The 20,343-nt window shown below is 68.0% G+C and carries 21 protein-coding genes and 1 tRNA gene; 11 read left to right on the top strand and 11 right to left on the bottom strand.

Features of this window, described 5'->3' with window-relative positions; translation table 11 throughout:
• Position 1: 1 nt before the first annotated feature.
• From NDI76_RS12080 to NDI76_RS12090, 3 genes are all read left to right on the top strand, one after another.
• The gene (locus tag NDI76_RS12080; RefSeq protein WP_310924334.1) at positions 2–874 is read left to right on the top strand and encodes an RNA-guided pseudouridylation complex pseudouridine synthase subunit Cbf5; all 873 of its coding nucleotides are present in this window, start codon (positions 2–4) and stop codon (positions 872–874) included.
• A 53-nt stretch (positions 875–927) separates the two neighbouring features.
• A complete protein-coding gene (locus NDI76_RS12085; RefSeq protein ID WP_310924335.1) occupies positions 928–2,022 on the top strand; it encodes a succinylglutamate desuccinylase/aspartoacylase family protein in 1,095 nt (364 codons plus the stop codon).
• 94 nt (positions 2,023–2,116) lie between these two features.
• Positions 2,117–2,187, top strand: a tRNA-Pro gene (locus NDI76_RS12090).
• Positions 2,188–2,598: 411 nt separating this feature from the next.
• On the opposite strand, the gene NDI76_RS12095 is transcribed toward NDI76_RS12090, so the two are convergent.
• The 7 genes from NDI76_RS12095 to NDI76_RS12125 all read right to left on the bottom strand — a co-directional run bounded on the left by NDI76_RS12095 (position 2,599) and on the right by NDI76_RS12125 (position 9,296).
• On the bottom strand, positions 2,599–2,823 hold the full coding sequence (locus tag NDI76_RS12095; RefSeq protein ID WP_310924985.1) for a DUF8119 family protein: 225 nt from the start codon (positions 2,821–2,823) through the stop codon (positions 2,599–2,601).
• Complete coding sequence (locus tag NDI76_RS12100) at positions 2,820–3,293, bottom strand: universal stress protein (protein ID WP_310924336.1); 474 nt, start codon at positions 3,291–3,293, stop codon at positions 2,820–2,822. Before NDI76_RS12100 ends, NDI76_RS12095 begins: the two co-directional genes overlap by 4 nt.
• A 6-nt stretch (positions 3,294–3,299) precedes the next feature.
• Positions 3,300–5,000, bottom strand: coding sequence for a sodium:solute symporter family transporter (locus NDI76_RS12105; protein ID WP_310924337.1), 1,701 nt, complete (start codon positions 4,998–5,000; stop codon positions 3,300–3,302).
• The gene (locus NDI76_RS12110) at positions 4,997–5,446 is read right to left on the bottom strand and encodes a DUF4212 domain-containing protein (RefSeq protein ID WP_310924338.1); all 450 of its coding nucleotides are present in this window, start codon (positions 5,444–5,446) and stop codon (positions 4,997–4,999) included. The genes NDI76_RS12105 and NDI76_RS12110 overlap by 4 nt, the downstream gene beginning before the upstream one ends.
• A 535-nt stretch (positions 5,447–5,981) precedes the next feature.
• Positions 5,982–7,730, bottom strand: coding sequence for a dihydroxy-acid dehydratase (gene ilvD / locus NDI76_RS12115; RefSeq protein WP_310924339.1), 1,749 nt, complete (start codon positions 7,728–7,730; stop codon positions 5,982–5,984).
• A gap of 95 nt (positions 7,731–7,825) precedes the next feature.
• Positions 7,826–8,461 (bottom strand): MogA/MoaB family molybdenum cofactor biosynthesis protein, encoded by a 636-nt coding sequence (locus NDI76_RS12120; protein WP_310924340.1) that lies wholly within the window; start codon positions 8,459–8,461, stop codon positions 7,826–7,828.
• A gap of 46 nt (positions 8,462–8,507) precedes the next feature.
• The gene (locus NDI76_RS12125) at positions 8,508–9,296 is read right to left on the bottom strand and encodes a helix-turn-helix transcriptional regulator (RefSeq protein ID WP_310924341.1); all 789 of its coding nucleotides are present in this window, start codon (positions 9,294–9,296) and stop codon (positions 8,508–8,510) included.
• A 195-nt stretch (positions 9,297–9,491) separates the two neighbouring features.
• Here NDI76_RS12125 and NDI76_RS12130 point away from each other — a divergent pair, with 195 nt between their 5' ends.
• The 4 genes from NDI76_RS12130 to NDI76_RS12145 all read left to right on the top strand — a co-directional run bounded on the left by NDI76_RS12130 (position 9,492) and on the right by NDI76_RS12145 (position 12,301).
• Positions 9,492–10,532, top strand: coding sequence for a zinc-binding dehydrogenase (locus NDI76_RS12130; protein WP_310924342.1), 1,041 nt, complete (start codon positions 9,492–9,494; stop codon positions 10,530–10,532).
• A complete protein-coding gene (locus tag NDI76_RS12135) occupies positions 10,522–10,830 on the top strand; it encodes a DUF7977 family protein (RefSeq protein ID WP_310924343.1) in 309 nt (102 codons plus the stop codon). Before NDI76_RS12130 ends, NDI76_RS12135 begins: the two co-directional genes overlap by 11 nt.
• A gap of 109 nt (positions 10,831–10,939) precedes the next feature.
• Positions 10,940–11,287 carry a DUF5802 family protein gene (locus tag NDI76_RS12140; protein WP_310924956.1) on the top strand — a complete coding sequence of 116 codons (348 nt, stop codon included), beginning with the start codon at positions 10,940–10,942 and terminating at the stop codon, positions 11,285–11,287.
• 117 nt (positions 11,288–11,404) lie between these two features.
• Positions 11,405–12,301, top strand: coding sequence for a Vms1/Ankzf1 family peptidyl-tRNA hydrolase (locus NDI76_RS12145; RefSeq protein ID WP_310924344.1), 897 nt, complete (start codon positions 11,405–11,407; stop codon positions 12,299–12,301).
• A gap of 15 nt (positions 12,302–12,316) precedes the next feature.
• Here NDI76_RS12145 and NDI76_RS12150 read toward each other — a convergent pair whose 3' ends face one another.
• Positions 12,317–12,706: a hypothetical protein gene (locus NDI76_RS12150; RefSeq protein ID WP_310924345.1), complete on the bottom strand. Its 390-nt coding sequence runs from the start codon at positions 12,704–12,706 to the stop codon at positions 12,317–12,319.
• A 133-nt stretch (positions 12,707–12,839) separates the two neighbouring features.
• Between NDI76_RS12150 and NDI76_RS12155 the strand changes: the two genes are divergently transcribed.
• From NDI76_RS12155 to NDI76_RS12165, 3 genes are all read left to right on the top strand, one after another.
• Entirely contained in the window at positions 12,840–14,669 is a 1,830-nt protein-coding gene (locus tag NDI76_RS12155) for a sensor histidine kinase (RefSeq protein ID WP_310924346.1), read from the top strand.
• Positions 14,670–14,741: 72 nt separating this feature from the next.
• On the top strand, positions 14,742–15,785 hold the full coding sequence (locus NDI76_RS12160) for an N-acetyltransferase DgcN family protein (protein ID WP_310924347.1): 1,044 nt from the start codon (positions 14,742–14,744) through the stop codon (positions 15,783–15,785).
• 4 nt (positions 15,786–15,789) lie between these two features.
• Positions 15,790–16,830: a dipeptide epimerase gene (locus NDI76_RS12165; RefSeq protein WP_310924957.1), complete on the top strand. Its 1,041-nt coding sequence runs from the start codon at positions 15,790–15,792 to the stop codon at positions 16,828–16,830.
• A 26-nt stretch (positions 16,831–16,856) separates the two neighbouring features.
• On the opposite strand, the gene NDI76_RS12170 is transcribed toward NDI76_RS12165, so the two are convergent.
• Positions 16,857–18,068: a DUF7972 family membrane protein gene (locus NDI76_RS12170; RefSeq protein ID WP_484494588.1), complete on the bottom strand. Its 1,212-nt coding sequence runs from the start codon at positions 18,066–18,068 to the stop codon at positions 16,857–16,859.
• 99 nt (positions 18,069–18,167) lie between these two features.
• Positions 18,168–19,010: a PspA/IM30 family protein gene (locus NDI76_RS12175; RefSeq protein ID WP_310924348.1), complete on the bottom strand. Its 843-nt coding sequence runs from the start codon at positions 19,008–19,010 to the stop codon at positions 18,168–18,170.
• Positions 19,011–19,062: 52 nt separating this feature from the next.
• On the opposite strand from NDI76_RS12175, the gene NDI76_RS12180 reads away from it, so the two are divergent.
• A complete protein-coding gene (locus NDI76_RS12180; protein WP_310924349.1) occupies positions 19,063–19,683 on the top strand; it encodes an alpha/beta hydrolase in 621 nt (206 codons plus the stop codon).
• 142 nt (positions 19,684–19,825) lie between these two features.
• Here NDI76_RS12180 and NDI76_RS12185 read toward each other — a convergent pair whose 3' ends face one another.
• Positions 19,826–20,164, bottom strand: a complete 339-nt coding sequence (locus NDI76_RS12185; protein WP_310924350.1) for a hypothetical protein — start codon at positions 20,162–20,164, stop codon at positions 19,826–19,828.
• Positions 20,165–20,343: the final 179 nt, after the last annotated feature.

A 20,343-nucleotide genomic window follows, 5' to 3' on the forward strand; every position in this document is an offset into this window, starting at 1 on the left:
CGTGACTGACCTTCGCGGCCCCCCCGACGACCGCTCCGTCGACGACCTGCTGTCGTTCGGCGTCGTCAACCTCGACAAGCCGCCCGGCCCCTCGGCGCACCAGGTCGCCGCGTGGGTGCGGGACATGACGGACGTCGAACGGGCGGCCCACGCCGGTACGCTCGACCCCAAGGTGACGGGCTGTCTCCCGACGCTCCTCGGCGACGCGACCCGGATGGCGCAGGTGTTCCTCGAAGGCACGAAGGAGTACGTCTCCGTGCTGGAACTGCACGGACCCGTCCCCTCGGACTTCGACGCCGTCGTCGCCGAGTTCGAGGGCGAGGTGTACCAGAAGCCGCCCAGAAAGAGCGCCGTCTCGCGCCGCCTGCGCTCCCGCGAGGTGTACGACCTCGACGTATTGGAGGTTCGAGACCGGCAGGCCCTGCTCCGCATCCGCTGTGAGAGCGGCACCTACGTCAGAAAGCTCTGTCACGACATCGGCCTCGCGGCCGGGACGGGCGCGCACATGGGCCATCTCCGCCGCACCGCGACCGACCCGTTCGACGACACGTCGCTCTCGACGCTGTACGACCTCTCGGACGCCCTCGCGTTCGCCGAGGAGGGTGACGAGTCGGTCCTGCGCGAGGTGGTCGCGCCGGCCGAACGCGCCCTCTCGCACCTGCCGCACGTCACTATCGCGTACTCGGCGGCCGAGCAGGTGGCCGAGGGCGCGCCGGTGTACGCGCCGGGCGTGTTCGACGCAGACGACGCCGACCGCGGGTCGCTCGTCGCCTGCGTCACGCCGGACGACGCCGCCGTCTGCCTCGGCCACCTCGTCGGCGACCCCGACGCCGACTCGGGCGAGGTCGTCTCGCTGGAACGCGTGCTGATCTGACTGCGTTTCTCCGCGACCCGACCGTTTTTCTCCGCCGACCGTGACGCCGGGGTATGAAGCTCGGAACCGTCGAATCCGAACCCGGAGCGGTCGTTGGCGGCTGGTTCGAGGCGACGGACCTCCCGACCGGCGGGGCGGAGCGTCTCCCACTCGTGGTCGCCGAGGGCGAGTCCGCGGGGCCGACGCTGTGGCTCACCGGCGGCGTCCACGGCGACGAAGCGACCGGGGTCGCCGTCGCGCAGGACGCGATGCGCGCGGACCTCCCCGCGAACCTCTCGGGTACCGTCGTCTGCGTGCCCGTCGTCAACCCCGCGGGCCTCCGCCGCAACGCCCGGCAGTCCTACTACGGCGACGACGACCCGAACCGCTACTTCCCGGACCCCGAGTCGGCGTCCTCGCGCCCGCCGGGCGTGCAGGAGCGAATCGACGAGCGACTGTACGAGGCGTTCGCCGAGTCAGCGGACGCCCTCGTCGACCTGCACACCGCCCAGGTGGGGTCGATGCCGTTTCTCATCCGCGACCGGGTGCTGTACGGCGAGCGTCGCGGGCGGGAGGAAGCCGAAGAACTCGCCGCCGACCTGGACCGCCTCGCCTCCGCGTTCGGCTTTCCGACCCTCACGGAGTACCCCGCCGCCGAGTACGTCGAGCAGGCGCTCCAGCGCTCGACGGCTGGCGCGGCGCTGAACGCCGCCGGCGTCCCCGCGGTCACCGTCGAACTCGGCGGGCACAGCGTCGTCGAGGAGGACGTCCGCGCGGCCGGCGTCGCAGGCGTCTACAGCGTGCTGGTCGAACTCGGGATGCTCGACTCGGCGGACGTCCCCGAGGACGTGGGCGACCCCGGCGTCGGCGTCCCCGACGCGCCCGTCGACTATCCGGTCCGGCGCGCCGTCCACCCGCGGACGGAGACGGCCGGTCTGATTCGCCACCGCGTCGAACCCGGCGACGTCGTCGAGTCGGGGGACGTCGTCGCCGACGTGGTGACGCCGCAGGGCGAAGGCGTCGACACGGTCGAGACGGACCACGACGGCTACGTCGTCGCCCGCCGCGAGGGGTTGGTCGCCTACGAGGGCGACCCCGTGTTGAGCACGGCCGTCCGCGACGACGGCGACCTCGTGGTCCCCCGGGACCCGGACGCCGAGTCGGAGTAACCGTCGACCGGTCCGCCGGCGTGCCATTCCGTACCGGCGTCGACTCGAAGCGAAGCACTTAACGGTCACACGCGCATTCTCTCGAATACACCCTGGGACCGTGGGGTAGTGGTATCCTCTGCCGATGGGGTCGGTAGGACCTGAGTTCGACTCTCAGCGGTCCCATATCCGTTTTCGAGGCGCTACGCGACGAGCGAAGCGAGTCACCCGCGCCGACTAACGATGTGTACATCGGTGAGAGTCGGACGAATCGAGTTCGACTCTCAGCGGTCACGGGTTCCTCCGGAACCCGTGAGCAAGGGAGACGCTCCGCGTCTCTCAGCGGTCCCACTCCACCTTTTTACTTCGTCGGGTTCGCTCTTTGAGCGAACCGCTCCTCGCAAAAAACTGTCTCGCTGAGCGGAGCGAAGCGAGGCTCGATGGGCGCGAAGCGCCCATCGGTGGACCAAAAAGAGTCCGCGAGGGCTCGCTTCGCTCGCCTCGCGGTACGACTGCTCGGCTCATTAACCGCTCCGCGCGGTACGACTCCTTCGTCACCGTCGACCGCCGCAAAAAAGCTCGTTCGTGCGCGCGCGCTCAGTCCTCTTTCCGCTGCTCTTTCGCCATATCAAGCGACCAGAAGAACCCGAAGTACGCCGCCACACCGGCGACCATGAACAGGTAGTAGGCCCACTGCGGCCCCTGCACGAAGTCGAAGAACAGCGAGACGGCCACCACCCACGCGATGGCGAAGGTGAGGTCCGCGAGCATCCCCGACCCGTGCTCTCTGAGGGCGCCGACCGGGCCGGACGAGGAGTTCACGCCTCGGCCTCCGCTCCGTCGTTACTGTCGACGACGAGTACCGGTACTCTGGTCCGACGGAGCACCTTCTCGGCGACGCTGCCGAGGACGACGCGCGAGAGACCCGAGCGCCCGTGCGACCCCATGACGACGAGGTCGATGTCGTTCTCGTCGACGAACTTCCGAATGGCGCGGGCGGGTTCGCCCGCGGTGACGTGTTCTTCGACGGAGACGCCGCGTTCGCGGGCCGCGTCGGCGACGTAGCCGGTGGCCTTCTCCGCCGCGTCCGTCACCTCGGGCATCTCGTCGAGGTGGCCGCTTCGGATGCGGTCGACCTGTTCGGCGCCGAGCGAGTAACTCGTCGCGTCCACGTCGACGACGTAGAGCGCGTGGACCGTCGCGTCGTACTTCTCGGCGATGTCGACCGCCTGGTCGACCGCCTGTCGCGACGTATCGCTTCCGTCTGTCGGCACGAGTATGTGTTCGTACATTGTTAATCAGTCGTCCGCGGGAGTCCCGCCGCTGCCGTCGTTGCCCACGACGTCCTCGGCGGTCTGTTGCTGCCCCATGGGTTCGGGGCTGTGACACTGTCTGACCATCCGCTTGGTCTCCAGCGGCGGTTCGTCGGTGACGAGGGAGACGCCGATGGTGACGGCGAACACGACGGGCACGGCGACGAGCGCCGACCCGATGGCCGGCAGCCACTGCGCGAGGGCGGGGAAGATGACGCCGTCGGCGCCGGCCGCGCCCGCGAACAGTCCGTAACTCGGCAGCACCTCGTTCACGATGGGGGTGAACCAGATGAGGAGGCCGGTGGTCATCCCGGCCAGCGCGCCCTGCCGGTTCGTGTTCTCCCACCAGAGGCCGAGGAAGAACATCGGGAAGAGGACGGCGCCGGCGAGCGAGAACGCGTAGGAGACCAGCGCGGCGATGGGCGCCGCGGGGTCGAGGGCGGCCAGCGTGGTGAACGCGCCCAAGGCGACGATGCTGAGGCGACCGACGAGCACCTGCTGGCGCTGGGTCGCGTCCTCGTTGATGATGTTGACGTAAATGTCGTGTGCGATAGCCGAGGAACCGGCGATGAACAGGCCGGCCGTGGTGGCGATGGCGGCGGCGATGCCGCCGGCGGCGACGAGGCCGACGAACCACGTCGGGAGGTTCGCCAGTTGCGCCGCCAGCACGACGATGACGTCGCCCGCGGCGCTGGTCATGCCGGGGTCGCCGTACACCGCGCCGATGTTCTTCGCGTAGAGGTCCGTCCCGAACGCCGCGAACGCGGGCGCGCTCAGGTACAGGAGGAGGATGAATCCGAGTCCCCACACCGTCGACCAGCGGGCGGTCCGCTCGCTCTCGACGGTGTAGAACCGGACGAGCACGTGCGGAAGCCCGCAGGTACCGACGACTAAGGAGAACGCCGTCGCGATCCAGAGGTAGTAGCTCTCGTTGACGAACGGTTCGCTGAACTCGGTCCCGAGTTGGGATATCAGCGCGCCGTACTCTATCTGCGGGAGCACCGTCGAGTAGCCCTGCGTGAAGCCGACGACGTACAGACCCGCGAGGAACGCGACGATGAGGATGACGTACTGAACGGCCATGTTCTTCGTCGCGCCGAGCATCCCCGACAGCGTCAGGTAGCCGACGGTGATGGCCATCATGGCGACGACCATCGATTGGTAGCCGCTGAGCCCCGGGATGCCGATGTCGCCGAAGATGTAGACGCCGACGAGACCCATGCCGCGGGCCTGCCCGATGGCGTAGACGAATCCGATGAGGAACGTCGTCACCGCGGCGATGGCGCGGGCGCCGTCGGAGTTGAAGCGGTCGCCGACGAAGTCCGGCGCGGTGTACTTCCCGAACCGCCGCATCTGCGCCGCCATGAAGATGAGGAGGATGAAGTAGCCCGCCGACCAGCCGACGATGAACGCCAGCCCGTAGAACCCCGAGAGCGCGATGAGCGCCGCCATTCCGAGATACGACGCTGCAGACATCCAGTTGGCCCCGATTGCCATCCCGTTCTCGACGTTGCCGATGGACCGGCCGCCGACCCACATCCCCTCCGTGTCGGCCACTTTGAAGACGTAGCCGATGGCGAGAAACAGCAGAAGCATCGCCGTGACCATGATGGCCGGGACGAGTTTGAACGAGACGTTCAACCCCTCGGGAAGCAGACCGCTCTGCAGGAGAAGCGGTCCCGTCATTCGGTCCGCCCTCCGTCGGTGGCCGTTCTCTCGGGTGTCCCCTCGGGTCCGTCGGCGGTCGTTCCGTGCGTGATTCCGTACTCCTCGTCGAGGGCGTCGCGCTTGCGAGCGTACCAGAACGCCAGGAGGAGCGCACCGAGCGGCGCCCCGATGGCGACGAGGAAGTAGTGTAGCGGGAAGCCGATGACGGGCATCGGCGTCGTCATCACGCCCGGCGCGACGGCGGTCAGCGTCACCGGACCGAAGACGACGAGCGCCCACGCGGCGAATCCGGTCCAGATGATGCGCAGGTGGTCCCGCATGAACGGCGTGCTCGGACGGAGGAGGTTCACCTCCCTGTCGAGGTAATCGACGTCTCGGTGATTCCGACTCCCGGAAGCGGCGACGCCACCGTCGGGTTTCACCGTCGGTTCGTCGGCTGGTTCGCGTGTACTGTCGTCTGACATAGTTGTAACTGGCGCGTCCGGCGGTCCGTTCGGCGTGGAAACCCGTTAGCCGTCCCCGACTCGACGCTTCTCTCGGTGCTGCGTGAATAGGTCGCCTCGGGTCTGTTCTCCGCGCCGCGTCCCGGAGGGACGGCAAGGCGCGGAGGTACGGACCGAGGGCGGCGTCAATCGTGGGACGGCCGGGAGTTCACCCATCGACCGTCGTCAACCGGACACGATTTCTCAAACCCGCTCCTCTACTATAACAATTGTTAATCATAGGGAATAATTAGCAGTTCCGCAGAGACTATGAGCCCCCCTTCGAATCGACCGCCAGAGGTGCCTTCCAACCTTTTATTCGCTCACGTCCGCTCGCTCGAAAAACTGGACCAAAAGAAATCGGGGCGTTACCGCTTCGCGCCGGGGTTCGTCACCGCTCCGTTCCTCCTTTTCCTCGCTCACTCTGGGAGAACTCCGTTCTCCCGTGTTCCCGTTCGCCTTCGACTCACGGGAAACGTCGTTCGCTCGAAAAGCTGGACCAAAAAAGACCGAGCCGTTACCGCTTCGCGCCCGGATTCGTCACCGCGCCGTTCGCGGCGGAGCCGAAATCGCTGCCGTACTTCGCCAGCACGCCCGTCGTGTACTGGGGTTCGCGCGGTTCCCACTCCTCCCGTCGCGCGTCGAGTTCCTCCTCGGAGAGGTCGACCGACAGTTCGCGGTTCTGGATGTCGACGGTCACCGTGTCGCCGTCTTCGAGGAGGGCGATGGGGCCGCCGTCGGCCGCCTCAGGGGCGACGTGCCCGACCATCGGGCCGCGCGTCGCACCGGAGAACCGACCGTCGGTCAGGAGGGCAACGTCGTCCTCGTGGCCCTGCCCGACGACGGCGGCGGTGACGCCGAGCATCTCGCGCATGCCGGGGCCGCCCTTCGGACCTTCGTTGCGGATGGCGAGAACCTCGCCCGACTCGATGTGCCCCTCCTGCACGTAGCGCATCGTCTCCTCCTCGTTCTCGAAGACGCGTACGGGGCCGGTGTGGTGGAACTTGTCGTCGCCGGTCACCTTCAGGACGGCGCCGTCGGGCGCGAGGTTGCCGGTGAGAATCTTGATGGCCCCCTCCTCCTGGTAGGGGTCGTCGACGGTGTAGATGAAGTCGCCGCCGACCTCCTCGTCGCTCGGCAGGTCGAGTCGCTCCAGTTCCTCCGCGATGGTGCGGCCGGTGACGGTCATCGCGTCCCCGTGGAACAGGCCGGCGTCGAGGAGTCGGCGGATGACGACGGGAACGCCGCCCTCCTCGTGCAGGTCGTTCATGACGCGCGTGCCGCCGGGTTGGAGGTTCGCAATCTTCGGCGTCCGGCGCGATATCTCGTCGAACTCCTCGATGGAGAGGTCGATGCCCGCCTCCGCCGCGAGAGCCAGCAGGTGGAGGACGGCGTTCGTCGACCCGCCGACGGCCACCTGCAGGGCGATGGCGTTCTCGAAGGACTCCTTCGAGAGGATTTCGGAGGGGCGCAGGTCGTTCTCGACGGCTTCGAGGACGGCCTCGCCGGCGCGGCGGGCCACGTCGTAGCGTTCCTCGGATTCCGCGGGCGCGGAGGCCGAACCGAGCGGCGCGAGTCCGAGCGCCTCGGAGATAGAGGCCATCGTGTTCGCGGTGAACATCCCGCCGCAGGACCCCGCACCGGGGCAGGCGTTGCGCTCCAGTTCGTCGAGTTCGTCGGCGCTCATGTCCCCCTCGGCGTAGGTGCCGACGCCCTCGAAGACGCTCTGGACGGTCACCTCGCGGCCCTGATGCTCGCCGGGCATGATGGACCCGCCGTAGAGGAACACCGACGGGAGGTCGGTGCGGATGGCGGCCATCATCATGCCGGGGAGGTTCTTGTCGCACCCGGCGACGGTGACCAAGGCGTCCATCCGTTCGCCGAACGAGACGAGTTCGACGGAGTCGGCGATGACCTCCCGGGAGATGAGCGACGCCTTCATCCCCTCGGTTCCCATCGAGATGGCGTCGGAGATGGTGATGGTGCCGAATTCGATGGGCATCCCGCCCGCCGCGTCGACGCCCTCGACGGCGGCGTCGGCCACGTCGTCGAGGTGCGCGTTACACGGCGTGATGTCTGCGGCGGGGTTGGCGACGCCGACCATCGGCGACCCGAGGTCCTCGTCGTCGAACCCCATCGCTCGGAACATCGCGCGGTGTGGGGCCTTGTCGGGCCCCTCCGTGACCTCCGTGCTGCGGAGGCGTTCGTCCTTCCCGCTGGAGAATCGCTCGTCGTCGTCCTCCTCGCGGGGCTTCTGACTGCTCATAGCTGGTCGTATCCGGTCCTGCGTCTTAAACTACCGCACCGGGACAGAAATCGCGGGTTCGTCGCGGTGACACCGCGGGTCCGCCGACCCCGACCTCACTCCCTGCTCGCCAACCCCGCCAGATGCGGCGCCTCGGGAACCAGAATCTCCTCGGCGCCGAGGCGGGCGGCGTTCTCGCTGCCGGGGAGACAGAACACCGGCGTGTGGTCGGCGATGCCGGCCGTCGTCCGGGTGCCGACGACGCGCGTCCCTATCTCGTCGTAGGAGAGCCGACGGAACAGTTCGCCGAACCCGGGTAGCGTCTTGTGCATCAGGTCGGTGACGGCCTCTACGGTCACGTCGTCGGGCGTCACGCCCGTTCCGCCCGTCGTGACGACGATGTCGACGTCGTCGCGGCCGACGAGGCGGTTCACGGTCGATTGGACGCCGTCGAAGCTGTCGTCGATGAGTTCGCGGACGGTCACCTGGTGACCGCTGTCCTCGAACGCGTCGCGGATGGCGTCGCCCGCCGGGTCGTCCTCGATGGACCGGGAGGTGGAGACGGTGACGACGCCGACGCCGAGGTCGGATACGTCGTGGTCGTGGTGGTCGTGGTCGTGCGCCTCGCCGCCCGCGTCTTCGCCGCTTCCGCTCTCGTCCTCGCCCGCCCCCGTCCGCTGGCCGTCGTGGTGCTCTCGGTGGTTGTGCGAGTCGCCGGCGCTCCCGATTCCGTCGTGTCCGTGTTCGCTCACGACTCATCGGTTCGCCCCGGCGGGACAAAGTTCTCGCGCCCCGCCCTCAGTCGTCGGTCGCGATACCGGACGCGGTGAGCCGCTGAGCCTCCGCGGAGAGCGTCTCGAATATTGTCTCGGCCCACGCGCACGCCTCGGCGTCGTCGTTGATGATGACGCCGCGGACGCCCGTGTCGCTGTAGACCACGACGCCGGCCTCCGCCTCGGTGAGCCACAGACCGAACGAGAACGGAACCTCGCCGCGCAGGATAGTCACTCGCTCTTTGCGGAGTTGTGCGAGGAGGGTCTCTCGGGTGCTGGCCGTGGCGACGAGACTGTCGAGGACGTCGGCGTCGATGAGCATCTCGACGCGGGCGTCGTTCGACCGCGCGGCCTCGTAGAACCCGTTCAGGTGTCCGGAGAGGGCGACGGGGGCGATGCCGCGGAGGTGCGTCGCCGCCTCCACGCTGTCGAACAGACGCTCGACGACGCCGTCGGGCATCTCCGGCGTCGCCACGTGCACGTCGGCGCCGGCGAGAAAATCCGGGTTGATGGGCTCGTCCGGCCCGAGGTGCGAGAGCACGCCCGCCGCGGATTCGACCCCGTGCATCCGGTCGTGGAACGCCTCGACGGCGTCGAGCGCCGACCGACCGGCCAGCGTCGCCTCGTACCGCCCGTCGGCGCGCCCCACCAGACCGGCGTCGACGAGTTCGCGTATCGCCCGGTCGACGGTGGAGCGGGAACTGTCCACCGCCTCTGTCAGTTCGGGCTTGTTCAGCGGTCCCCGGACGAGCGCTCGAAGTATCGGCTCGCGGTTCGTCACCATGGCTTCGAGCGACCGTCCGGAGACAGTCATCGTGCGAACGTCAGACAGGATTGTAATGAGTGTTGTGACTCCCGTCACAGCATTCACCCATCGGTCGGCGTTCCGGAATCGGACGGCCGGGAGTTGAACGCAGCCGCCCCCTCCCTATATTCGTTGATTGTCGATATAGAGGTATGATGTTCGTCGAAACGCGGGCTTTTGCCGGTGCCGTGCGACGGCTTGACCATGCAGGCTGTCCAATTCGCGGAACACGGCGACCGAGACGTCATCGAGTACGGCGACTTCCCGGACCCGGAGGCGGGGCGCGGCGAAGTCGTGGTCGACGTGAAGGCGGCGGCGTTGAACCACCTCGACATCTGGACGCGGCGAGGGATGCCCGGCATCGACCTGGAGATGCCGCACATTCCGGGCAGCGACATGGCGGGCGTCGTCCACGAAGTCGGCGAGGGCGTCACGCGCTTCGAACCCGGCGACCGAGTGGCGCTCATCGCGGGCGTCGCCGGCGAGAACACCGAGTTCTCCCGGAAGGGCGACCCGACGCTCTCCTACGACTTCCACATCATCGGCGAACACGTCCGCGGCGTCCACTCCGAGTACGCGGCCGTCCCCGCCGCGAACCTCGTCCCCGTCCCGGAAGGCGTCGACTGGGAGGTGGCCGGGTCGGCGTCGCTGGTGTTTCAGACCGCCTGGCGGATGCTCCGCGACCGCGGCGAACTCCGCTCGGGCGAGTCCGTCCTCGTCCTCGGCGCGTCCGGCGGCGTCGGGCACGCAGCGGTCCAGATAGCCGACCACGCCGGTGCGGAGGTGTTCGCGACGGCGTCGACGGACGAGAAACTGGAGTACGCCCGCGAGTGCGGCGCGGACCACGTCATCAACTACGACGAGGACGACTTCGCCGACGTCGTCAGCGAGAAGACCGGTCGGCGCGGCGTCGACATGGTCGTCGACCACGTCGGCGCGGACACGTATCAGGACTCCCTGAAGAGTCTCCGGAAGGGCGGCCGCGTCGTCACCTGCGGGGCGACGACGGGTCCGAACCCCGACGCCGGTCTCAACCGCATCTTCTGGAATCAGCTCTCGGTCATCGGGTCGACGATGGCGACGCCCGGGCAGGCCGACGAGGCCCTCCAGCACGTCTGGAACGGCACCTTCGAACCCCGCATCCGCGAAGTGCTCCCGATGAGCGAGGCGGCGCGCGCCCACGAGATGATAGAGAACCGTGAGGGCTTTGGCAAGGTGGTGGTAATCCCAGACAGTGAGCTCTGAGGACGACGACTCGGGCGGATACGTCCACCGACCCGGCGGCGCGCCCGGAACCGAGACGACCCGCGAGGAACCCGAGGCGGTCGGGTTCGGGACGAGGGGCTGGGGTCTCGTCGCCGTCTTGGTGCTCTGCACGCTGGTCGTGCCGGGCATCATCTACCTCGACCCGTCGGTGTTCGCGGCCGTGGGCATCCCCTACACCGTCGCCCTCCTCATCCTGCCCCTCGTGCCGGCCGGGGTGCTCGGCCTCACGGCCGTCTGGTCGATGACCGGCGCGACACGGGGCGAACGGGAGGACTGACCTCCCGACCGCGCCCGGTTTCGGCTCGCCGACCGCTCTGTTTGCGCGACGGTATGTATCTTGGCGACAAAGCTTATGTTCTACCCTGTGTGAGATTCACATGCACAGAATGTTCGAACAGTTTTCCAGCGGTTACTACTTGGGTCGCCTGTACGTCGAACCGTACGACGGCGACGTTCCCGCGATACACCGAACCGACCACACGCACGTCAACGAACGCCTGTACGCCGAGGCGGACCTCGTCCGACTCGACGTACCCCTCGTGATGAAACTCGACACCGGGCACTTCCCCGTCGTCGGCGACGAGGGCGTCCCGTCGGGGACACTCGCCCTCCCCCGAGACTTCGCGGAGTCGGACCTCCCGGACGACAGGGACGTGCTCCTCGCGAAACCCGCGCGGGCGAACGAACTCCTGCGCTACGCGGGATACGATTTCGACGACGCCGCGATGGCCTGAGTTCGGCGGAAAACGCCGGCTGGCCTCCGATTTTTCGACGCCGCGAGCGACGGACTCGAAACGTGGTTCCGAAGAGGAGCACGTTCAAGTGCGCCGCGCGCCCGGTTCGTACACGACATGCTGGACGAGTTGCTGGGACGGGCCGAACTCAAGGCGCGCATCGAGGAGTTAGAGGAGGAGAATCGACACCTCGAACGCCGCGCCGAGGCCGAGGAGGAGCGCCGCTCCGAGGCGGCCAGCGAGCGTCAACGGGCCGAGGAGGAGGTCAACCGCCTCGAAGACCGGGTCACGGAGTTGGAGGACCGAGTCAGCAGACTCGGCGGCGACGAGGAGGCGGAACTCGATTTCCGCGGAACGGAGGACCTCCGCGGAGAGCGTCTGTCCGAGGTCCTCGCCCGTCTCGAATCCGTCGCCACCGGTCCCGAGGGAGCGTTCTCGGCCGTCGTCTCCGAGGACGTTCCTGACGAGGTGGAAGACGCGTTCGGCGAGCGGTCGGCGCTCATCCGCCGCGCCGGCCCGTGCGTCTGTCTCACCGACGACGCCGGCGTCGTCTCCGTCGCCCTCGACGCCCCGACGCCGCCCGACCCGTTCGCGGAGTGGAACGAGGCGTTCCGACTGGAGCGCTCGTGGTTCGTCCCGACCGAACCCGTCCGCGTCGCCCTCGTCCGCTCGGACCTGTTCGCCCTCGGCGTCTACGACGGCGACTCCCTGACGCTCGTCGACGAGGTGGAGTCCGACGTAATGAACGCCCACTCGAAGGGCGGGTTCTCGCAGGCGCGCTTCGAGCGACGGCGCGACGAGCAGGTGGACAACCACCTCGACAGGGCGACGGAGGCGCTGGCGGCGCACGAGAACGCCGCGGAGGGACTCGTCGTCCTCGGCGAGCGGACGGTTCTGGGCGACTTTCGAGCGACGGCCGACCGGGTGGCGACGGTGGACGCCTCGGGCGACCCCGAGGAGGCGCTTCGCGAGGCGGTCAGGGAGTTCTGGACGACGCGGCTGTACCGTCTTTGAATCTCGACCGAACCGTCAGATTCCCGGCGGCACGCCGATGGCTTGGAACGAACTGTAGCCGAAGTACGCGGCCGCGTAGAGGATGGCGAACGAGACGGTCCACGTGCCGATCGAGATGGCGACGGCCTGTCCGAGTCCGTTCTCGTAGAGCAGGTCGACCGCCAGGATGTACGCGACGACGGCGAGGGCGGGGCCGGCCGCGACGGCGTAGCCGCCGACGCCCACGACGCCCGATATCAGGTACGTCACGCCGAACCAGACGACCGACGTGATGCCGGCCGTGAACAGCGAGTACACGACGCTCGACCCGTCGCTCAGGAGACTGGTAGTGACGTACGTCGCCGCGGTGACGACGAGGAAACTCAACACCGTACCGAGGAGACTCGCGGTGATAGTCACCGACATATCGGTGTCGAGAACGGACGTGAGCCCCTTATGCGGTGGGGCCGGAACGACCGAGAGCTCTCTCCCTCGCTGACACCAACTCTGATAACGGACGCGTACACTTATCACCTTCAGAATATATCATATCCACACAATGAATGCGGGTGGAGTCACCGGGTTCGGTCTCGCGGTCCTAGTCGGCGTCTCCCTCGGCGCCGGCATCAACTTCTGGATCGCGGCGGCCGCCGACCGCCGGAACGAACCGGTCGCGCGCGTGTACCGGTGGCTGGCACTCGCGACGGCGATGCTCTGCGTCGCCTCGGTCGGGATGTACCTCGGACCGACCCCGACGACCGTCTTCGGGGCGTACGCGCTCTACAGCCTCTTCAACGTCTCCGGCGCCGCCCTGTTCGTGCTGTTCACGGTCGTGTACACCGGGAACCGCGACTGGCTGACTCGCCGCCGGGTCGCGCTTCTCGCGGTCGAACCCGCCGCGTACCTCCTGCTACTGGTCACGAACCCGCTCCACGGTCTGGTTCTGGTCGACGTCCACGTCGTCCCGTTTGAGGGGCTGGCCACGCTCCGCGCCCAGCCGACAGCTCTCACGGCGGTGCATATCCTGTACACGCTCGTACTGACTACGACCGGATACGCCCTGTTCGTCCGGTTCTACTTCCGGGCGCGGAACGTCTACCGCACGCAGACCGGCGTGATATTCCTCAGCAGCCTCCTCATCCCGACGGGGGCGTTCCTCTACGCGGGTGGGGTCACGCCGGTCGATCTGACCCCTTTCGCGCTCGTGGTCAACGGCGTTGTCGTCTGGGTCGCGCTGTTCCGGTACGACTTCCTCGACGTCACCCCGCTCGCCGCCGACCTCCTCATCGAGGAGATGGAGGATTCGGTCGTCGTGACGGGTCCGAACGGGAGGATTCTCGACGTCAACGGGGCGGCCGGGGGGCTTCTGGCCTCCGGGCGCGGGTCGGCGTCGAGCGAGAGCCCGGTCGGGCGGTCGCTGGCCGACGTCTCGCCGTCGCTGGTCGAGGCGGCGGACGGAGGCGAACTCTTCGTCCGTTCGACGGGAGACGGCGCGCACGCGCGGATATTCGACCCGAGCGTGACGACGATTCGCGACCAGTTCGACATCGAGCGCGGAACGCTGCTGGTCCTGCGCGACGTCACCGAGCAGGTGCGCCGACGGGAGGAACTGGAGCGGCAAAACGAGCGTCTGGACGAGTTCGTGAGCGTGGTCAGCCACGACCTGCGCAACCCGCTCGCTATCGCGGAGGGGTACGTCGACTTGGCGCGCGGCGAACGTGACTCGGCCCACTTGGACCGAGCGGCCGACGCCGTCGAGCGGATGAACGTGCTCGTCGAGGACCTCCTGACGCTCGCTCGCGACGGTCGGTCGGTGGACGAGGTCGAACGGGTGTCGCTCGCGTCGGTCGTCGACGAGGCGTGGCAGAACGTCGACGGGGACGCGACGCTCGTCAACGAGGCGGAGGGAACCGTCGAGGCGGACGCCCGGCGCCTCCAGCAGATGTTCGAGAACCTGTTTCGGAACAGTGTGGAACACAGTTCCACGAGCAGTCGGGCGAAGCCCGACGACGCTGTCGAGCACGGCGCTCGACAGGCCTCCGGTCGCTCCGCTCCCGGAAACAGTGTGGAGCATGGCTCCGCGAGCAGTGAGACTACGTCTCGCGACGTCGGCGAACGCGCCGAACCGGGCGTGACGATTCGGGTCGGGTGCGAGGGCGATGGGTTCTTCGTGGAGGACGACGGCCCGGGAATTCCGGCGGCGGACCGCGACCGGGTCTTCGAACACGGTTACACCTCGTCGGCGTCGGGGACCGGGTTCGGACTCGCGATAGTTCGAACTATCGCCGAGGCCCACGGGTGGTCCGTCCGTTCGGTCGAGGGCCGAGACGGCGGCGCGCGCTTCGAGTTTTCGGGTGTGACCCCGTTCCGACCCGTCGACGCTCGGTAGACCGGCGGTTCGGCGCGGCGCAGGCTACCGAAACACCCGAAATTAAGCCCTTCGTCGTCGTCGTCTCCGGATATGACCGCAGGAACAGGCGGCGACTCCCGCCGAGTCGTCGTCCTCGCGCACGAGAAGTTCCCCGACCGAGCGAAGACGGCGACGGGCGTCCTCAAGTACGCCGACTACGACGTGGTCGCCGTCCTCGACCGAGACAACCCCGGCACCTCCGCGCGGGACCACCGCGCGGACCTGCCGGACGTGCCCATCGTCGCCTCGATGGACGACGCGCCGGAGGCGGACGCCCTCCTCGTCGGCATCGCCCCTATCGGCGGCGGGTTCGACGAGTCCTGGCGCGACGACGTCCGGACCGCAATCGAACGCGGCTGTGACCTCATCTCGGGGCTCCACTACTTCTTGAACGACGACGAGGAGTTCGCCGAACTCGCCGCCGAACGCGGCGTCGAGATAAACGACGTGCGGAAACCGCACGAGGACCTCTCGGTGTCGCAGGGCCGCGCCGCCGACGTGGACGCCGATATCGTCCTCACCGTCGGCACCGACTGCTCGGTGGGGAAGATGACCGTCTCCCTGGAACTGCTGGAGGCGGCGCGGGAACGCGGCGTCGACGCCGGATTCATCCCGACGGGCCAGACGGGCATCATGATATCGGGGTGGGGCAACCCCGTCGACCGCGTCGTCTCCGATTTCACCGCCGGCGCCGTCGAGGAGATGATTCTGGAGGTCGGCGACGACTACGACGTGCTGTTCGTCGAGGGGCAGGGGAGCATCGTCCACCCCGCCTACTCCGCGGTCACCTGCGGCATCCTCCACGGCGCGATGCCCGACGCGATGGTGCTGTGTCACGCCGCGGGCCGCGAGGCCATCCACGGCTACGAGTCGTTCGAGATGCCGCCGATACCGGAGTACGTCGACCTCTACGAGTCGCTGTCGGCGCCCGTCAGCGAGTCGAGCGTCGTCGCCGGCGCGTTGAACACCTCGCACCTTGACGACGGGGCGGCCCGCGACGCCGTCGACGACTACGCGGCCGAACTCGACGCGCCCGCCGCGGATATCGTCCGCTTCGACGCCGACGAGGTGCTCGACGCGGTGTTGGGGGAGTAACGTGCTGTTGACGACGGAGTTCGAGCGGGTGTCGTACCCGCTCGCCGACGAGTTCACCATCTCGCGGCACACCCAGACCGAGGCGGAGAACGTCGTCGTGCGCGTCACCGACGACGGCGGGATGACCGGCGTCGGCGCGGCGGCCCCCTCCGCGCACTACGGCGAGACGGCCGACACTGTCGAAGCCGTGCTCCCGGACCTCTTGGAAGTGGTCGAGTCGGTCGGCGACCCGCACGGCATCGCCCGCATCGAGCGGCGGATGCGTGACCGCGTCGCCGACAACCCGGCCGCCCGCGCGGGCGTCGAAATCGCGCTCCACGACCTCGCCTCGAAGCGACTGGGCGTCCCGCTCTACCGCCAGTGGGGGCTCGACCCCGCCGAGGCGCCGCCGACGTCGTTCACCGTCGGACTCGACGAGACGGAGGCGATGCGGCAGAAGACCGAGGAGGCGGTCGACTCGGGCTATCCGGTGTTGAAGGTGAAACTCGGCACCGACCGCGACGAGGAGATAATCGAGGCCGTGCGCGAGGCGGCGCCCGACGCTGCGATTCGCGTCGACGCCAACGAGGCGTGGACGCCCCGCGAGGCCGTCCGGATGTCCGAGACGCTCGCCGAGTACGACGTGGAGTTCGTCGAACAGCCGGTTCCGGCGTCGAATCCGGAGGGACTACAGTTCGTCTACGAGCGCTCGGCGCTCCCGGTGGCGGCCGACGAGTCCTGCGTCACCCTCGCCGACGTGCCGCGCGTCGCCGACCGCGTCGACATCGTGAACCTGAAGCTGATGAAGTGTGGCGGCCTCGCGGAGGCGACGCGGATGATACACGCCGCACGGGCGCACGGGTTGGAGGTGATGCTCGGCTGTATGATCGAGTCGAACGCCGCCATCGCCGCCGCCTGCCACCTCGCGCCCCTCCTCGACTACGCGGACCTCGACGGCGCGCTCCTCCTCGAATCGGACGACTACGAGGGCGTTCCCATCGAAGACGGCGAGATACGCCTGCGCGAGTCGAACCGGAGCGGAACCGGCGCGCGCCGAACGGACTAGCTCCCCCGTCGGCGCGCCGTCCCCGCTCACTCCCAGTCTAAGTCCTCGCTCCGACTCGCCGAGCGCAGGATGAACGGTCCGATGGAGAGCGTCCGCTTGGCGACGGTGGCGATGCGGAGCATGATGGAGAAGAGGACGGCGAACGGCAGCAGCGACACGGCCGCGGCGAAGGCGACGACGTAGACGAGGTTGTGGACGCCGAACGTCGTCCCGACGATGCTGTCGGGATTGTCCAGAAAGAGGATGGCCGAGGTGGCGACGGTCAGCGAGGGGATGGCCGCGTACAGCATCGCCCGCGAGAGGTTGATGAGTTCCCACTGGAAGTACAGCGTCTTGAAGTGCTCCCGCGCGGGGCCGAAGTAGGTGAGCGTGTTCACCACGTCGTCGAGGGCTTCGCGCGCGTCCTCGCTCAGACCGTCGTAGAACTCGTGTTTCAGCCGCCGGGCCTCGTATATTTTCCACGAGTAGTTGAAGTCCAAGGCGGCGAACAGCACGTCGAACGTCCCGAACTGCTCGTCTTCGAGTTCCTCGGAGACGGTGCGGGCGTGCGCGACGAGGCCGTCGACGTACGCCGAGACCCCCTCTTCGGTCTCCCCGTTCTCGCCGGCCGCCTCGCGCAGGTCCTCCGCTCGGTTCTGGGCCGCCTCGACGAGGGCGCGGAGGAACGCCGATGGTTCCGGCGGCGCGGCGGGCACCTCCAGGTCCTCCTCGACGTCCGCGCGGAACGCCATCGCCCCCTCCATCCGGTCCCGTTGGTCACCGAGCGGTCCGAGTTCCTGCGAGAGCACGAGGGAGTTGATGGAGACGACGAGCGTCACGCCGGTGATGGTCGCGGTGACGAACGCCTGAAACAGCGTCTCGATGGGGTCGCCAGACTCGACGGCCAACACCAGCGGCGCCGGGTCGAGGACGCCGAAGACGACGACGGCGACGAACACCACCGACAGGGGCAGGACGGCGATGAACCACCGGTTCGCGTCGAGGAGTAACCACAGTTTGATGCGGTTCTCCCCCGCGCGTTCGCGCATCGTGTCGCTCGGTTCCTCGTCGCGGCGGTCCTCGTCGGAGCGGGAATCCTCGTCGTCTCGCTGTTCGCCTCCGTCCTCGGACCGGGCGTCCCCGCCGTCGGGTCGGACGTCCGCCGCCTCGGAGCCGTCGGCCGTCGCGGGCGACCGCTCGCCCGCGGGACCGCTGCGTTCGCCGTCACCGGCCTCCGCCGTCGCCTCGTCGTCGGGCATCGCTTACACCTCCCTTCCGAGAGGCGGCATAAAGGCCTCGCGGTCGCTCGCGGACGCGGCGACGCGGGAAAAGCGGGGACCGGCGGCGGTCAGTCCGACTCAGTTGTCCTCTTCGTTCTTCAGTTCCTCCAGTTCGGCCTCCACGTCCTCGTCGGAGACGTCCATCTCCTCGAGTTCCGCGTCGGCGTCGGCGTCGCTCGTCGTCTCGGCCTCGTCCGACTCGTCGCTCCCGGCGTCCGCCGAGGACTTACCCATCTCGGCCTTCAGCGTCTCCAGTTCGGTGTTCACCTCGGCGTTCGAGCGGCCGGAGTCCAGTTCGCGGTCGATGGCGTCCTTGTCGGACATCGCGTCGTCGAACGCGCCCGTATCGACGAGTTCGTCCATCGCCGCCGACCGCGCCTCCATCTCGTCGGTCTGGTCCTCGGCGCGTTCGAGGGCGCGAGAGACGTCGCCCATCTCGTCGCCGACGCCCGACATCGCCTCGGAAACCCGAGACGAAGCCTCCGCCGCCTCGTAGCGGGCCTTCATCGTCTCCTTCTTTGTGCGGAACTCCTCGATGCGGTTCTGGAGTTGGTTCTTCTTGTCGACGAGGTCGTCCTGCGTCTCTTGGAGGTTGGCTATCTGCGTCTCCAACTCCTCTATCTGGTTCATCTTCGCCTGCTTTTTCTCCAAGGCGCGGGAGGCCAGGTCGTCGCGGTCCTGTCGGACCGCCTCGCGGGCCTGCTCGTTGTGCTTCTCGACGTTCTCTTCGAGGCGACGTTTCTGTATCTCTAGTCGCTTCTTCTGGGTCGTCAGGTCCGCGATGCCCTGCTTGACCTGCTGGAGTTCGTCGCGCATCTTCTCGTAGGAGTAATCCAGCGTCTCCCGCGGGTCCTCCGACCGGTTGAGGACGGCGTTTATCTTCGAGCGGATAACGTAGGAGGTGCGTGAGAGGATTCCCATGGGCCTAAATTAGTCACGCCGGCCTTAAAACCTCACGCGGCCAAGGAGTGGCGTGAGTGAGACGATTCATGTCCCCGGCGGCCGCGACGTGCGTGGAACGCTGGAGACGGCTGATTCCGATGCGGACTCGGACGCCGTCGTCGTCGCGTGCCCCCCGCACCCTCAACAGGGCGGCCACCGCGGAGACGAACGCCTCGTGGCCGTCGCGGACGAACTGACCGACCGGGGGGTCGACTGCCTGCGGTTCGACTACGGTCCGTGGGACGAGGGACGCGGCGAACGCGGCGACGCCGCCCGCGCCGTCGAGTGGGCCGTCGAGCGGTACGACCGCGCGGGCCTGTTCGGGTTCAGTTTCGGCGGAGCGGTCGCGCTTCTGACCGCGGCCGAGGGCGCCGACGTCGAGGCCGTCTCGGCGCTCGCGCCGGCGAGCGGACTCCCGGACGGGTCCGACGTGACGGCCGCCTTCGAGGAGATACCCGTCCCGGTGCAGGTGGTGTACGGGACGCGCGACGACGTCGCCGACGCCGCGGCGGTGGCCGACCGCGCCCGCGAGTTCGAACAGGTCGTCGTCGAACTCGACGCGGACCACTTCTTCGTCGGGCAGGCCGGGAAGGTGGCCGAACGAGTCGCCGACTTCCTCGTCCCGTGGGTTCGACCGGACGACTCTCGGTGACCGACCGCTCGGGCGCCCGAACGGTCGGGGTCGACGAGGTGGCGGAGGCGGCAGAACAGGTGGTCGAAGCGACGAACGACAGACGATAACCGGCAAACGACAAACGGTGAACCCCGGGACCGGGGTCGGCGGAACGACGGAGTCAGTCCTCGTCGCCGAGACCGTCGTTCGGGAAGCACTCCCCGAGGTCGTGGATCATGTCGATGGTCTCCGTCTTCGTCTCGGGGTCGATGTCGTCGATGGTCTCTATCTCGTCGAGTGCGCGCTTCAGGAGGGGGAGGCTCAGTCGCTGGTCGACGTGGCAGACGGGAAGTTCGAGGTCCTCGAAGCCCTCCGGGGGAATGCCGGACGTGGAGAGGAGGTAGTAGTCGTCGATGTCGGCGAGGTCGTCCATCGGGAAGTCGTTCTCCTCGTAGGGCATGTTGGGTGCCTCGGTGGTCGCACCGCGGATCGACGGCACGTGCAGGGTGTATTCAGGCATACTGTTCGACGCTCGACCGGACGGGTCAAATGCCTTGTTGCCACGTCTCTCCGCCGGATTTCGGTACTCTCTTGTGTCCCCCGCCCAGGCGAACCGCACCGAAATATTAGTAAGCAAACTTACTTGTACTCGCGGCGCTTCGACGGAGATACGAGTCGGCGGTCGGGAGGGGTCGAGAG

This window comes from Halogeometricum sp. S1BR25-6 (assembly GCF_031624495.1).
In the GTDB taxonomy this organism is placed as follows: domain Archaea; phylum Halobacteriota; class Halobacteria; order Halobacteriales; family Haloferacaceae; genus Halogeometricum; species Halogeometricum salsisoli.

What these genes read in the sequence shown, in the direction of transcription:
- NDI76_RS12085 (WP_310924335.1), top strand. Translation starts at nt 928, where the DNA reads ATGAAGCTCGGAACCGTCGAATCCGAACCCGGAGCGGTCGTTGGCGGC.
- NDI76_RS12100 (WP_310924336.1), bottom strand. Translation starts at nt 3,293, where the DNA reads ATGTACGAACACATACTCGTGCCGACAGACGGAAGCGATACGTCGCGA.
- NDI76_RS12105 (WP_310924337.1), bottom strand. Translation starts at nt 5,000, where the DNA reads ATGACGGGACCGCTTCTCCTGCAGAGCGGTCTGCTTCCCGAGGGGTTG.
- NDI76_RS12110 (WP_310924338.1), bottom strand. Translation starts at nt 5,446, where the DNA reads ATGTCAGACGACAGTACACGCGAACCAGCCGACGAACCGACGGTGAAA.
- ilvD (WP_310924339.1), bottom strand. Translation starts at nt 7,730, where the DNA reads ATGAGCAGTCAGAAGCCCCGCGAGGAGGACGACGACGAGCGATTCTCC.
- NDI76_RS12125 (WP_310924341.1), bottom strand. Translation starts at nt 9,296, where the DNA reads ATGACTGTCTCCGGACGGTCGCTCGAAGCCATGGTGACGAACCGCGAG.
- NDI76_RS12130 (WP_310924342.1), top strand. Translation starts at nt 9,492, where the DNA reads ATGCAGGCTGTCCAATTCGCGGAACACGGCGACCGAGACGTCATCGAG.
- NDI76_RS12140 (WP_310924956.1), top strand. Translation starts at nt 10,940, where the DNA reads ATGTTCGAACAGTTTTCCAGCGGTTACTACTTGGGTCGCCTGTACGTC.
- NDI76_RS12145 (WP_310924344.1), top strand. Translation starts at nt 11,405, where the DNA reads ATGCTGGACGAGTTGCTGGGACGGGCCGAACTCAAGGCGCGCATCGAG.
- NDI76_RS12150 (WP_310924345.1), bottom strand. Translation starts at nt 12,706, where the DNA reads ATGTCGGTGACTATCACCGCGAGTCTCCTCGGTACGGTGTTGAGTTTC.
- NDI76_RS12155 (WP_310924346.1), top strand. Translation starts at nt 12,840, where the DNA reads ATGAATGCGGGTGGAGTCACCGGGTTCGGTCTCGCGGTCCTAGTCGGC.
- NDI76_RS12160 (WP_310924347.1), top strand. Translation starts at nt 14,742, where the DNA reads ATGACCGCAGGAACAGGCGGCGACTCCCGCCGAGTCGTCGTCCTCGCG.
- NDI76_RS12170 (WP_484494588.1), bottom strand. Translation starts at nt 18,068, where the DNA reads ATGCCCGACGACGAGGCGACGGCGGAGGCCGGTGACGGCGAACGCAGC.
- NDI76_RS12175 (WP_310924348.1), bottom strand. Translation starts at nt 19,010, where the DNA reads ATGGGAATCCTCTCACGCACCTCCTACGTTATCCGCTCGAAGATAAAC.
- NDI76_RS12185 (WP_310924350.1), bottom strand. Translation starts at nt 20,164, where the DNA reads ATGCCTGAATACACCCTGCACGTGCCGTCGATCCGCGGTGCGACCACC.